Annotated in this window: 12 protein-coding genes; 5 read left to right on the top strand and 7 right to left on the bottom strand. The window is 66.4% G+C overall.

Annotation, left to right across the window (positions count from 1 at the left end; genetic code table 11):
- Positions 1–6 precede the first annotated feature (6 nt).
- From VH88_RS04750 to VH88_RS04740, 3 genes are all read left to right on the top strand, one after another.
- Complete coding sequence (locus VH88_RS04750) at positions 7–945, top strand: MlaD family protein (RefSeq protein WP_045810234.1); 939 nt, start codon at positions 7–9, stop codon at positions 943–945.
- Positions 942–1,592 (top strand): ABC-type transport auxiliary lipoprotein family protein, encoded by a 651-nt coding sequence (locus VH88_RS04745; RefSeq protein WP_039246449.1) that lies wholly within the window; start codon positions 942–944, stop codon positions 1,590–1,592. Before VH88_RS04750 ends, VH88_RS04745 begins: the two co-directional genes overlap by 4 nt.
- Before the next feature lie 94 nt (positions 1,593–1,686).
- Positions 1,687–2,568 carry a hypothetical protein gene (locus VH88_RS04740; RefSeq protein ID WP_045810233.1) on the top strand — a complete coding sequence of 294 codons (882 nt, stop codon included), beginning with the start codon at positions 1,687–1,689 and terminating at the stop codon, positions 2,566–2,568.
- Positions 2,569–2,586: 18 nt separating this feature from the next.
- On the opposite strand, the gene uvrA is transcribed toward VH88_RS04740, so the two are convergent.
- The 3 genes from uvrA to VH88_RS04725 form a co-directional block, all read right to left on the bottom strand.
- Positions 2,587–5,532, bottom strand: a complete 2,946-nt coding sequence (gene uvrA, locus VH88_RS04735; protein ID WP_045810232.1) for an excinuclease ABC subunit UvrA — start codon at positions 5,530–5,532, stop codon at positions 2,587–2,589.
- A gap of 110 nt (positions 5,533–5,642) precedes the next feature.
- A complete protein-coding gene (locus VH88_RS04730; protein ID WP_197070995.1) occupies positions 5,643–6,137 on the bottom strand; it encodes a group III truncated hemoglobin in 495 nt (164 codons plus the stop codon).
- A gap of 25 nt (positions 6,138–6,162) precedes the next feature.
- Entirely contained in the window at positions 6,163–6,597 is a 435-nt protein-coding gene (locus VH88_RS04725; RefSeq protein WP_045810231.1) for a hypothetical protein, read from the bottom strand.
- A 175-nt stretch (positions 6,598–6,772) separates the two neighbouring features.
- Between VH88_RS04725 and VH88_RS04720 the strand changes: the two genes are divergently transcribed.
- Complete coding sequence (locus VH88_RS04720) at positions 6,773–8,383, top strand: ABC-F family ATP-binding cassette domain-containing protein (RefSeq protein ID WP_045810230.1); 1,611 nt, start codon at positions 6,773–6,775, stop codon at positions 8,381–8,383.
- A 6-nt stretch (positions 8,384–8,389) separates the two neighbouring features.
- On the opposite strand, the gene VH88_RS04715 is transcribed toward VH88_RS04720, so the two are convergent.
- The 4 genes from VH88_RS04715 to VH88_RS04700 form a co-directional block, all read right to left on the bottom strand.
- The gene (locus VH88_RS04715; protein ID WP_045810229.1) at positions 8,390–9,967 is read right to left on the bottom strand and encodes an EAL domain-containing protein; all 1,578 of its coding nucleotides are present in this window, start codon (positions 9,965–9,967) and stop codon (positions 8,390–8,392) included.
- A 90-nt stretch (positions 9,968–10,057) separates the two neighbouring features.
- A complete protein-coding gene (locus tag VH88_RS04710) occupies positions 10,058–10,495 on the bottom strand; it encodes a hypothetical protein (RefSeq protein ID WP_045810228.1) in 438 nt (145 codons plus the stop codon).
- The gene (locus VH88_RS04705) at positions 10,492–10,794 is read right to left on the bottom strand and encodes a rod-binding protein (RefSeq protein WP_045810227.1); all 303 of its coding nucleotides are present in this window, start codon (positions 10,792–10,794) and stop codon (positions 10,492–10,494) included. The genes VH88_RS04710 and VH88_RS04705 overlap by 4 nt, the downstream gene beginning before the upstream one ends.
- Positions 10,795–10,796: 2 nt before the next feature.
- Entirely contained in the window at positions 10,797–11,918 is a 1,122-nt protein-coding gene (locus VH88_RS04700; protein WP_156146754.1) for a flagellar basal body P-ring protein FlgI, read from the bottom strand.
- 183 nt (positions 11,919–12,101) lie between these two features.
- Between VH88_RS04700 and VH88_RS04695 the strand changes: the two genes are divergently transcribed.
- Positions 12,102–12,527, top strand: a complete 426-nt coding sequence (locus tag VH88_RS04695) for a flagellar assembly protein FliX (RefSeq protein ID WP_045810226.1) — start codon at positions 12,102–12,104, stop codon at positions 12,525–12,527.
- Positions 12,528–12,556 lie beyond the last annotated feature (29 nt).

The raw sequence follows: 12,556 nt of genomic DNA, 5'->3' as shown, positions 1-12,556 counted from the left end.
CGGATCATGGAAAGAGACGCACATTACGCCGCCGTCGGCATCGCCACCGTCGCCCTTCTGGCGGCCCTGGCGGTGTTCACAATCTGGCTGGCCCGGCTGCAGTTCAACAGCGACTACGACATGTACGACATCGTCTTCTACGGGCCGGTGAACGGCCTGTCCGAAGGTGGCGAGGTGCATTTCAACGGCATCCGCGTCGGCGAGGTCACCGACCTGAACATCGACACCAAGCGCGGCGATCAGGTTATCGCCCGTGTCCGCGTGGACGGCACGACGCCAGTGCGCGTGACCTCGCGCGCGCAGCTGGAGCCGCAAGGCATCACCGGCCTGAACTACATCCAGATCACCGCCGGCTCGCCCAACAGCGCCCTGCTGAAGGATCAGTATCCGGACAATGTCGTGCCCGTGCTGCAAAGCCAGCCGTCGCCGATCGCTGAACTGCTGAGTGGTTCGGGCACGGTGCTGGCGCAGACCGTGGATGCGCTGAACCGGATCAACCGCGTCATGTCCGACGACAATATCCGCAGCTTCTCCACCAGCGTGAAGAACGTCGAAGCCCTGACGACCGAACTGGAAGCCCGCAAGGCCATCTTCCAGCAGCTGGAAGAGGCCGTGACCAACGCCAACGCGGCGGTGAAGGAATACCAGGCCCTGGCCGTCGACACGCGTCAGATCATCAATACGGATGGTCGCCAGGCCATCGCCAACATCAACTCGGCGACGGCGGAGGCCCGCACGGCGATCGCCTCGGCCAACCGTTCGATCACGGGTCTGGAGCGTCCGCTGGGTGACTTCGCGACGACCAGCCTGCCGCAACTGACCGGCACGATCGAAGAACTGCAGGACGCCACCCGGTCTCTGCAATCCCTGATCGACGACGTCCGCGCCAGCCCGCGCGACTTCATCGGTCGTCCCAAATCCAAAGAGCTGGAGGTGCAGCCGTGATCCTTCGTCCTGTCCTTCGACTGGCGGCGTCCGCCGCTGTCCTGACCGCGCTGAGCGGATGCGCCCTGCTGTCCTCGCCGGATCCGGTGCAGAACTATCGGTTCGGCCTGCCAATGGCTGCGCCGTCGGTGGTGGGCGACACGCCTGCGCCCCTTACGGTATCCATCCGCCGTATCGAGTTCCCTGATGCGACCGGCGACGACAAGATCCTGGGCGTGACGGGTCTGGAGACGGCCTATATCGGCGGCGCACGCTGGGTCTCGCCGGCCTCGACCCTGTTCGACGACAGCCTGAAGGCTGCCTTCGCCAACCGCGCCGATCGCATTCGTGTGCTGGGTCGCCGTGAGCCGGGTACGCCGCCGCTGATCCTGCAGGTCACGGTCACGACGTTCGAGGCGCGTTACGCCGCGCCGGGCGCTGTGCCGGATGTTGTCGTGACCGCACGGGCGCAGCTCCGCTCCACCCCGGAACGGCGCGCTGGCGGCGGGACCATTCGTCCCGAGGAAGGCCGCTCGGTCGAGCGGGTGTTCACCGTGACCCAACCTGCGGGCGACAACCGCGTGTCCGCCATCGTCGCAGCCTTCGACACGGCGACGCGCGACATCAACACCCAGATCGCGGACTGGACGATCGCCTCCGCAAACTGAGGCGATCAAACGCGTGATGCCGGTCCGGCGGCGGTGCGGGACGTAGGCTTGCGGATGCGCTAGGGTGCGCCGCGAATCTGCCCCCGGAGTTGTCATGAGTTTTTCCGCCACCGACGCGGCCTTCGAAGGCTTCCGGGTCGTCCGTCGGCATCCGATTGTCGCGGTCGCCTGGGGCCTGGTCTATCTGTCCGTCTATGTCGCCATGTTCGGCCTGGGCGCCGACAAGTGGGCCAGCCTGATGGCGGCAGGCGAAGCGCTGGAACAGTCGGCCAACCCGTCGATGGCGGAGTTTCAGGCCCTGGGTCAGACCTACGCCGGAGCCCTGATCTGGGCCGCGCCCATCGGCCTGTTGGTCGGCGCGGTGCTGAGCGCGGCGGTGGCGCGCTCGGTCTTGCGGCCGGACGAGTCGTCGTGGGGCTATCTGCGGCTCGGTATGGATGAGGTCCGTGTTCTTGCGGTCAGCCTGATCGTCAGCCTGGCTGTCGGTCTGGCGTCTGGCGTCGGTATGATGGTGGTCGGCGCGGCCATCGGTTTCGGCGCGGCGTCAGGTCAGGCGCTGCTGATTTTGGCCGGCGTGCTGCTGATCTTCGCCGTCTTCGCCCTGATCGTATGGCTGGCGATAAAGTTCAGCCTTGCGGTGCCGATGACGATCGATCGCCGCAAGATCACCATCGTGGAATCGTTCGCCGCCACCAAAGGACATTTCTGGTCGCTGCTGGGCATGGCCGTGATCGCCATCATCATGTCCCTGATCGTCAGCATCCTGGGCATGATCATCGGCGCAGCGGCCGATCTCGCCACCGGCGGCATCCAGACGCTGGCGCGCTCCGACGGCGAGGGATTGGGTCAAATCCTGATACAGGCCTGGCCTGCGATCCTGGTGTCGTCGATCGTCAACGCCTTCCTGGCCGCGCTGCAACTCGCGGTCCTATATGCCCCGTTCGCAGCGGCCTGGGCGGCGCTGAAGCCGCGCTAAGGAAAAAGTGGCGTCGGCTCAAGCCGACGCCTTCACCCTTTTCTTCTTGGCCGGAGCATCGACAGACCCGCCCAAGGCCGCCACGCGCGCCTTGCGGCGGTCCTCGTGCCGATCCAGCACCTCCTTGAGGTATTTGCCGGTCCAGCTGGCCTTGTTGTCTGCAACCTGTTCGGGCGTGCCGACCGCGACGATCTCGCCGCCGCCGTCGCCGCCCTCAGGGCCGAAGTCGAGCAGATAGTCGGCGACCTTGATGACATCGAGGTTGTGCTCGATGACTACGATCGTGTTTCCGGCCTCGACCAGTTCCTGAAGAACCTCCAGCAGCTTGCGCGTGTCCTCGAAGTGCAGGCCGGTGGTCGGCTCGTCTAGGATGTAGAGGGTGCGCCCGGTGGCGCGCTTGGACAGCTCCTTGGACAGTTTGACCCGTTGGGCCTCGCCGCCCGACAGGGTGGTCGCCGGCTGGCCGACCTTGACGTAACCTAGGCCCACGCGTTCCAGCGTCAGCATCTTGTCGCGGATCGGCGGCACGGCCTTGAAGAAGCTGGCGGCCTCCTCGACCGTCATGTCCAGCACGTCCGAAATGGACTTGCCCTTGAACACGATCTCCAGCGTCTCGCGGTTGTAGCGTTTGCCCTTGCAGACGTCGCAGGTGACATAGACGTCCGGCAGGAAGTGCATCTCGATCTTGATGACGCCGTCGCCCTGGCAGGCCTCGCAGCGACCGCCCTTGACGTTGAAGCTAAACCGGCCGGGGCCGTAGCCGCGCGCCTTGGATTCAGGCAGGCCGGCGTACCAGTCGCGGATGGGGCCAAAGGCGCCGGTGTAGGTCGCGGGGTTCGAGCGCGGGGTGCGGCCGATGGGCGACTGGTCGATGTCGATGACCTTGTCGAAATGCTCCAGGCCTTCGATCAGGTCGAAGGGGGCAGGGGCCTCCGATGCATTGTTCAGCCGACGCGCGGCGGCCTTGTACAGGGTTTCGATGGTGAAGGTGGACTTGCCGCCGCCCGAGACGCCGGTGATGCAGGTGAAGACGCCGACCGGGATTTCGCCGGTGACGCTCTTCAGATTGTTGCCGCTGGCGCCGCTGATTTTCAGCATCCGCTTGCGGTTGATGGGGCGACGGCCCTCGGCGGGGATTTCGATCTCACGCTCGCCAGTCAGGTATTTGCCGGTCAGGGACTTGGGGTTGGCCATGACCTGGGCCGGCGTACCCTCGGCGCACACCTGTCCCCCGTGAACCCCGGCGGCGGGGCCCATGTCGATGACGTAGTCCGCGGTCAGGATGGCTTCTTCATCATGCTCGACCACGAGAACCGAGTTGCCGAGGTCGCGCAGGCCCTTCAGGCTTTCCAGCAGGCGGGTGTTGTCGCGCTGGTGCAGGCCGATGGACGGCTCGTCCAGCACATAGAGGACGCCGGTCAGACCAGAGCCGATCTGCGACGCCAGGCGGATACGCTGGCTCTCGCCGCCCGACAGGGTGCCGGAGGACCGGGACAGGTTCAGATAGTCCAGGCCGACGTTGTTCAGGAACCGCAGCCGGTCGCAGATTTCCTTCAGGATGCGCCGGGCGATCTCCATCTGCTTTTCGGTCAGATTCTCTTCCAGGGTCGAGAACCACAGATAGGCCTTGGAGATCGACAGGGTGGAGATGTCGGCGATGTCCTCGCCGCCGACCTTGACCGCCAGGGCTTCGGGCTTCAGCCGCTTGCCGTGGCAGGCGTCGCAGGGCGTCTCGGACTGATAGCGGGCCAGTTCCTCGCGCACCCAGGCGCTGTCGGTCTCGCGCCAGCGGCGCTCCAGGTTCGGCAGCACCCCCTCGAACGGCTTGGAGACCTCGTATTTGCGGGCGTTGTCGTCATAGACGAACTTGATCTTCTCGGACCCCGTGCCGTGCAGGATGGCCTTGTGCGCCTGGGCGGGCAGGTCGCGCCATGGCTTGTCCATCGAGAAGCCGTAGTGGAGGCTCAGCGACTGCAAGGTTTGGGTGTAGAGCGGCGACGGCCCACGCGCCCATGGCGCCACGGCGCCCTTGTGCAGGGTCTTGTCGCGGTCCGGGATCACCAGATCGGCGTCGAACGCCAGCTTGACCCCCAGGCCGTCGCAGACCGGGCAGGCGCCGAAGGGGTTGTTGAACGAGAACAGCCGCGGCTCGATCTCGCTGATCGTGAAACCCGACACTGGGCAGGCGAACCGTTCGGAAAACAGGATGGAGCGCGGCGCCGTCTCGCCTTCCGCCGTCGAGGCCCATTCGGCGTTGGCGATGCCGTCGGCCAGACCCAGCGCCGTCTGCAGGCTGTCGGCGTAGCGCGCTTCCTGATCCGGTTTGGTGACGATCCGGTCCACGACGATGTCGATGTCGTGCTTGAACTTCTTGTCCAGCGTGGGCGCTTCGTCGATCGGATAGAACTGGCCGTCGATCTTCAGCCGCTGGAAGCCCTGTCGCTGCCACTCGGCGATTTCCTTCTTGTACTCGCCCTTACGGCCGCGAACGACAGGGGCGAGCAGCAGGATGCGCTCGCCATCGGGCAGGGCGACCAGCTTGTCGACCATCTGGCTGACGGTCTGGCTCTCGATGGGCAGGCCGGTCGCCGGCGAATAGGGCACGCCGACCCGCGCCCACAGCAGACGCATATAGTCGTGGATTTCCGTCACCGTGCCGACGGTCGAGCGCGGGTTCTTGGAGGTGGTCTTTTGTTCGATGGAGATGGCCGGGGACAAGCCTTCGATCAGGTCCACGTCCGGCTTGCCCATCAGCTCCAGGAACTGGCGGGCATAGGCCGACAGGCTCTCGACGTAGCGCCGCTGGCCCTCGGCGTAGATGGTGTCGAACGCCAGCGAGGACTTGCCCGACCCCGACAGGCCGGTCATCACCACCAGCTGCTCACGCGGAATGTCGAGATCCACACCCTTGAGGTTGTGCTCGCGGGCGCCGCGAACGCGGATGAAGTTATGCTTTTCGGTCATGCTGTCCGGAGAACGCGGAGGAGGGCCGGCGGGTCCGGCGCGACATCGCTATATGGGGACGAATTGCGGGATTGAAGCAAGAACAATGTAGGAACATTGCAGCCGGCGCATCATTCCGGCGTCCACGCCTGTGTGGGCCGCACGAAACGCTCGCCCTTGGCCAGAAGCACGCCTCTGGCGTTGGCGACGCCTAATTCCAGGCTTTCGGCGATGCGGCGGGCGCGTTCGACGAAGTGGTCGGCGGCGACGGATGGACACAGGGTGCGCGCGGTTTCGGCGAACAGCTCAAGCCAGCGATCGAAATGCCGCGAATCTATGGGAAGGGGCAGGTGTTTCGGCATCGGCCGGCCCTGATAGACGCCGGTGGACAGGGCGACCGACGACCAGAACAGCTTCATCTGCGCCAGATGCGGCGCCCAGTCGGTGATCCGGTCCGCGAAGATCGGGCCGATCAGGGCATCGTCGCGGACGCGGGCGTAAAAGCCTTCGACAAGGGCGTCGATCATGGCCTCGTCTATGCCTGTCTGGTCCCGCAGGCGCTGGACGGCGACCTCGCGCCGCGCGGCGGCGCCGGCGGGGTCTTCGATGCGGAAACGGCTTTGCATGACGGCAGGTCTAGCCGCCGCCAACCTATTGGTCGAGGAAGTCGCCGGCGTTGAACGACAGGATGCAGATGGCGTCACCACCCGTCGCATCGGTCGAGCAGGAATCGACGCGGTACAGGTCGGCCTCGACCTTTGCGGTCGAGCGGAACGTGCGGCCTTCACGCTGGAATGTCGATCCGATCTTCTCGCTCCACGGGATCAAGGCCGTAGCAAAGGCGGCGGCCGGCGCACCCGTGCAGGTGAACAGAATATATTCCGCGCCGTCCCCGTTGTCCGCGCGGCGATAGGCGTCGGCCGCAGCGGCCTGATGCAGGCAGGCGGCATAGAGCCGCGCGTTGGGCGTCGGCGCCTGGGTCGGCACGGCGCTGTAGTTTGGCGGTGATGGCGGCGCGTTCGGCGCGGTGGCGCAGGCGGCGCAAGCGAGGACGGAGACGACGGCGAGGGTGATAGCGGTCTTCATGGTGGTCTCCTTAACGCCAAGCTTCTCACGCGGCCGTGTTCGACGCCAGACTTGCGCATTGCGGGATTACGACCCATCCTCCTTGTTCTGACGCGCTTTGCAGAAGGTATGACGATCATGATCATCGCATTGGCCACCGGTTCCGCCCTGTCCGCCATGCTGCTCGTGATCCTCAATGCCAATCAGCCCAAGCAGAAACGCGTTCCCGTCCGCACTCGCGACACTCGACAAGGTCGCCGCTAGGACACCCGACGGCGCCACACTCTTCGACAATCTGAGCCTGACGTTCGGGCCTGAGCGCACCGGTGTCGTCGGTCGAAATGGCGCGGGCAAGACCACGCTGCTGCGCCTGATCTCGGGCGAAGCCGCGCCGGCCGAAGGGGCTGTCGCGCGAACCGGCACGATCGGCGTGCTGGACCAGCGCTATGAGCCGACACCAGATGAAACCGTCGCTCAAACCCTGGGCGTCGGAGCGTCGCTGGCTGTTTTGGCGCGGGTTTTGGCGGGGCAGGGAACAGCTGACGATCTGGCCGAGGCGGATTGGACGCTGGAGACGCGTCTGGACGAGGCCTTGCGCGACGTCGGGCTGCCGGACCTGGACTACGAACGCCCGACGTCCAGTCTCAGCGGGGGCGAGCAGACGCGGTTGCGCCTTGCGGGATTGAGGCTGTGCCGGCCCGATCTGATCCTGCTGGATGAGCCGACCAATCATCTGGATGCCCAAGCGCGGGCGCTGGTCGCCGATGTCATCGCGCGTTGGGGCGGCGGGGTCGTGGTGGTCAGCCATGATCGCAACCTGTTGCGCCGCATGGACCGAATTCTTGAGGTTTCGAGCCTGGGCGTCGCCAGCTACGGCGGCGGCTATGACGCCTATGTCGAGCAAAAGGCGGTGGAGCGCGAGGCGGCGACGCGGTATCTGGCCGAAGCCCAGCGAGACCTCGCCCGTGTCGGCGGCGAGGCTCAGCAGCGCGCGGAGGCCCAGTCACGCCGCGACGCCGCCGGCCGCCGCAAGGCCGCCAAGGGGGACATGCCGAAAATCCTGCTGGGCGCACGGGCCGAGCGCGCTGAAAACACGGGCGGGCGCGGCCGGTTGTTGGCCGAACGACAGGCCGAAGCCGCGAAGGATGCCTTGGCCTCAGCCCAGGCGCGCGTGGAGCGGACGCGGACGCTGGCGATCCCGATGCCGACGACCGGCCTGCCAGCGGGACGGGCGGTGCTCACATTGGACCAGGCAGGCTGGGCGACAGCTGTGGGGCGGGCGATCGTCGGGCCGATTGATTTGAGGCTGGTCGGGCCGGAACGGGTCGCGATCACGGGGCCGAACGGCGCGGGCAAGACGACCCTGTTGCGGCTGATCACCGGCGATCTGCAACCGACGACAGGGCGCGTCGAGCGGCCTGTGCGGGCGGTGCTGCTGGATCAGGAGGTCAAGATCCTGAGCCCGGACGAAACGCTGGTGGAGGCGTGGCGACGGTTGAACCCGAAAGGCTCGGTCAATGACGCACAGGCGGCGCTGGCGCGGTTCCTGTTTCGCAATACGGCGGCGCAGCGCCGGGTCGGCGAACTTTCGGGCGGAGAGCGGCTGAGGGCGGGCCTGGCCTGCGTCATGACAGGCGCGACGCCGCCGCAGTTGCTGGTTCTGGACGAGCCGACGAACCACCTCGACCTGGACGCCATCGCGGCGGTCGAAGAGGCGCTGAACGCCTATGACGGCGCCTTGATCGTGGTGAGCCACGACGTGGATTTCCTGGCGGCGCTGAAGATCACGCGCACGGTCCAGCTCTGAGGTCGGTCAGCCCCAGGCCTCGACGGCGCCCTTGCGACGGACCATCGACGGGCTGGACAGTTGGGTGCGCGGCTCGGCTTCGGCGCGGCCGAACAGCCAGCCTTGGCCGTATTCGACGCCCGCCGCCTTGAGTTCTGCGGCGACGCCGTCGGTTTCGATCATCTCGGCGATGGTTTCCAGCCTCATCGAACGGCACATTTCGACGATGCTGTGCAGCATAGCCTTGGAGCGTTGGTCGGTCTGGATATCGCGAACGATGGCCCCGTCGATCTTGACCGAGTCCACCGACAGTTTGCGCAGATAGTCGAAGGCGGCGGCTCCCGCGCCGAAATCGTCGATGCAGACCTTGATGCCGGCTTCGCGCAGCGCAGCCAGGCGACGGTCGGCGGCTTCGATGTCTGCGACGGCGGAGGTTTCGGTCACCTCGACCATCAGGCGACGACGTTCTTCGGGCGCGCCAGCGGTCATGCGCAGCAACTGCTCGACATAGGTGTCGTCGCCCAGCGAGGCGCCCGAGACATTGATCGCCATCTTCAGCAGGCCGGCGCCGGGCTGGCGCATCCGCTTCAGCACCTTCTCCGCCACGGCGAGATCGAATGACTCGATCATGTCCAGCTCCTCGGCCATGCGAATGGCTTCGGCAGGACCGCTGTTGCCGCTGAATCGGGTCAGGGCCTCGAAGTGATGGACGGCTCGGGAATCCAGATGGACGATGGGCTGATAGTGGACCTGGAACTCGCGTGATTTGACCAGACTGCGGAAGGTCTCGGCGTCGCGGAAGGTGCGCTTCAGGGAGTCTGCGAAGGCGATCTGCGGATTGGCGAGGCCGTCGCCCTTCAGGCAGCCTTCGATGGCGAACCGCATGGCGCGCAGCACGCACAGGGAATCCGATCCCGGCGGCACGGGCGAGCTGAACGCCTCCGCACCCAGCGACAGGCCTTCGGCGCGACCGGCTTCCACGATTTCGGCGGCGATGTCGCGACGGTCGTTGGCGGGGCGGAGAAGGGCATAGCGGACGCCGGTGACCTGCGACGCGCTCGATCCCTCGACGGCGGCGGACTGAAGCGTGGCCTCGATGCGGCGGTTCAGACGATCGGCGGCTTCGCCGGTGACATTCTCCAACCCCGTGATATCGAGGAAGGACAGGGCCAAGTCGGGATTGGACTCCAGCACACGCCCGGCGTCGGCCAGGAAATCCTCCGGTTCCAGAAGCGGGCGTGTTTCCAGATGCTCCAGCGCAAAGGCCGGGCCTTCGTAGGAGATGGCGCAGGAGACGGCCGGCGCCATCTGCGGCAGGACGAAGGCGCGGAACGAGGCGCGGCGCACGCGGTCGGGACCTGCCGCCACAAGGATCGACGTCGCCGGAATGCGCACGCCGGCCTTCATGCCTTGCAGGGCTGTCAGGGTGGAGGCGCCGTCGTGCAGCAAGTCGAGCAGAGGACGGCCCGTCCAGGTCGCGCCTGCGTCCTCGCCGGCCACGGCGCCCGCGCCGATCGCAAACGAGACCACGCCCTTCGGATCCACCTCCACCAGCGTGTCGGCAGAAGCGAAGGCCAGGCCTAGGAGGCGGGTGGTCAGCGTCATGAGGCCATGCTGGCACACAGTCGCTTAAAAAATAGGCAATGATCCTTAGGACGCGAACCGTGATCGGCGAACGATGAAGGGGTGTCCGGTTCAGGCCGTCCGATTGAGGGCCACAGCGCGTCCGTCGCCCAGCGAGGCGCGGCCGTCGGAGGCATAGGCGGAGGCGGGGGTGCGGGCGGCGGTGACCTCCGCTGCGATGGCGCGGACCAGACCCTCGGAGATCTGGCGCGCGGCATCGACGGCGCGGCTGTGTCGCGTCAGGGCCGCGTCGAACTCACGCGTGGCGTCGATCAAGGTCTTTCGATCTTCGAGCGGAGCGCCGCTCAGCAGCGCCGGATTGGCCTTCACATGGGCGGAATCGCGACGGTAGAGATTGGCCATCTCCTGGGTTTCCGATAGACCGGCCGCCACATCCTGAGGACGGCCATCGGCGAAAGCGGCTGTTTCGGCCTTCAGTCGCTCGGTGAGACGCAAGGTCAGGGTCGTCAGCTGACGAACGCGCGCCTGGGCCAGTTCGGTGTCGCTCATGGCCGGCCCTCCTGCATCTTCAGCATTTCGGCCATGACGGTGTTGCTCAGGCCGATGCCGCCGGCCTTCACGGTGGACTTGGCCATTTCGTCCAGCATGAAGCTGCGCCATGTCGCCTCGCCTTGGCCGCCGCCGAACAGGCCGTCGGTCGATAGGCCTTCGAACATCGGCTTCAGCATTTGCGAGATGAAGGTGGCCTCGAAGGCCTTGGCGGTTTCCGCGATCTTGTCTCGGTTAGCCGCCGTGGGCGCGGCCGCGGCGGGGCGCAGCAGATCGGCGGAGACGGTCAGGTCGGGCATACTCACATCACCTCGATGTCGGCCTGCAGGGCGCCGGCGGCCTTGATGGCCTGCAGGATGCTGATCATGTCGCGTGGGCTGACGCCCAGGGCGTTCAGGCCGTTGACCAGGGTGGACAGGTTGGCGCCGCCGCCGACCAGTCGCATCTGGGTGCCCAGATCCTCTTCGACGTTGACCTGGGTCGAGGGGACGACGGCGGTCTGGCCCCGGCTGAAGGGCGCCGGCTGACTGACCTGCGGCTGCTCGTCCACCGATATGGTCAGGTTGCCCTGGGCGATGGCGACGCGAGAGATGCGCACGGCGTCGCCCATGACGATGACGCCGTTGACCTCGTCGATGATGACCTTGGCGGGCGTATCAACGCTGACGGCCAGATTCTCGATCCGGCTTATGAAGCCCGCCATGCCCAGTTCGCCGGGCGCGCGCAGGGATACGACGGTGCCGTTCTCGGCCAGGGCCGAACCTGGATAGGTGGCGTTGACGACGGCGGCGACGCGCTGGGCGGTGGTGAAGTCGGGGTTGCGCAGGTTCAGGCGCACCTCGTTCATATTGGCCATCTGGAAGCCGGTCTCGCGCTCGACCAGGGCGCCCGAGGCGATGCGGCCGGCGGTCGGCACGCCGCGCGTCACCGACGACCCCGAACCGCCCGACGCCGAGACGGCGCCGGTCTGGACCGAGCCTTGCGCCACCGCATAGACCTGACCGTCCGCGCCTTGCAGGCTGGTGACGACCAGCGAACCGCCCAGCAAGCTCTTGGCGTCGCACATTGAGGCCACCGACACGTCGATGCGCGAGCCGGGCGTGGCGAAGGCCGGCAGGTCGGCCGTGACCATGACGGCGGCCATATTCTTGGTGTTGGCGTTGGCCCCGCGAATATTGACGCCCAGCCGCTCGGTCATGCCTTCCAGCGACTGGCGGGTGAAGGGGCAGTTGCGTAAGGAATCGCCCGTCCCGTTCAGCCCCATGACCATGCCGTAGCCGACCAACTGGTTGCCGCGCACGCCCTCAACGGCGGCGATGTCCTTGATGCGTGATTGCGACTGGGCCAGCGCCGAGGTCGCGCCGTCGGCGACGACGAGCGTCGCGGCGACGGAGGCGATCAGGCGGGCAAGCAGATTTTGCATCGGTCAGGCGTCCACGCAACGTTACGACGCCGTCTGTGCGAAGATCATGCCGCCGAATTAACGACGTGAATTCAATGTCGTTCGGACTTTGACGCGCAGAGCAGCGGCAGGATTTGCCGGGGCGTTAACCAAACAGTCATCGCCGCCCGTCATCCATGGTTTCATGACGCGGAGCACCTGCACATGAAGGTTGTCGGCCCCAACGGCGTCAGCACGCCTGCCAGCACACGTCCGACGCGATCCGCCAGCGGCTTTTCGCTGGGGCAGACTGCCGCTGCGTCCGCGCCCGCTGCAGCGACTGCCAGCGCGGCAACGGCCGGGGTCTCTGACGTCTCGGCCCTGATGGCCCTTCAAGGGGTCGAGGGACCTCTGGAAAAGCGTCGTCGCGCGATCCGGCGCGGCAGCGGTCTTCTGGATCGCCTCGACGAAATCAAGCTGGCCCTGCTGAACGGCGACGCCGACGAGGGGGCTCTGGACCGACTGGCGCGGAGCCTGCGCGAGGAGCGCGCCGACTATGACGACAAGGATTTGGGCGCCCTGCTGGATCAGATCGACCTGCGCGCTTCAGTCGAACTGGCGAAGGCGGAAATGCGCCGCAACCGCCCCTGATCCGAAATAATCGTCTGACATCAGGCGGC

Origin of the sequence: Brevundimonas sp. KM4 (assembly GCF_000964075.1) — a bacterium.
In the GTDB taxonomy this organism is placed as follows: Bacteria; Pseudomonadota; Alphaproteobacteria; order Caulobacterales; family Caulobacteraceae; genus Brevundimonas; species Brevundimonas huaxiensis.
Note: the sequence above shows the minus strand (reverse complement) of the source record. Positions and strands in the feature narration are given on the sequence as shown.

What these genes read in the sequence shown, in the direction of transcription:
- VH88_RS04750 (WP_045810234.1), top strand. Translation starts at nt 7, where the DNA reads ATGGAAAGAGACGCACATTACGCCGCCGTCGGCATCGCCACCGTCGCC.
- VH88_RS04740 (WP_045810233.1), top strand. Translation starts at nt 1,687, where the DNA reads ATGAGTTTTTCCGCCACCGACGCGGCCTTCGAAGGCTTCCGGGTCGTC.
- uvrA (WP_045810232.1), bottom strand. Translation starts at nt 5,532, where the DNA reads ATGACCGAAAAGCATAACTTCATCCGCGTTCGCGGCGCCCGCGAGCAC.
- VH88_RS04730 (WP_197070995.1), bottom strand. Translation starts at nt 6,137, where the DNA reads ATGCAAAGCCGTTTCCGCATCGAAGACCCCGCCGGCGCCGCCGCGCGG.
- VH88_RS04725 (WP_045810231.1), bottom strand. Translation starts at nt 6,597, where the DNA reads ATGAAGACCGCTATCACCCTCGCCGTCGTCTCCGTCCTCGCTTGCGCC.
- VH88_RS04720 (WP_045810230.1), top strand. Translation starts at nt 6,773, where the DNA reads ATGCCAATCAGCCCAAGCAGAAACGCGTTCCCGTCCGCACTCGCGACA.
- VH88_RS04715 (WP_045810229.1), bottom strand. Translation starts at nt 9,967, where the DNA reads ATGACGCTGACCACCCGCCTCCTAGGCCTGGCCTTCGCTTCTGCCGAC.
- VH88_RS04710 (WP_045810228.1), bottom strand. Translation starts at nt 10,495, where the DNA reads ATGAGCGACACCGAACTGGCCCAGGCGCGCGTTCGTCAGCTGACGACC.
- VH88_RS04705 (WP_045810227.1), bottom strand. Translation starts at nt 10,794, where the DNA reads ATGCCCGACCTGACCGTCTCCGCCGATCTGCTGCGCCCCGCCGCGGCC.
- VH88_RS04700 (WP_156146754.1), bottom strand. Translation starts at nt 11,918, where the DNA reads ATGCAAAATCTGCTTGCCCGCCTGATCGCCTCCGTCGCCGCGACGCTC.
- VH88_RS04695 (WP_045810226.1), top strand. Translation starts at nt 12,102, where the DNA reads ATGAAGGTTGTCGGCCCCAACGGCGTCAGCACGCCTGCCAGCACACGT.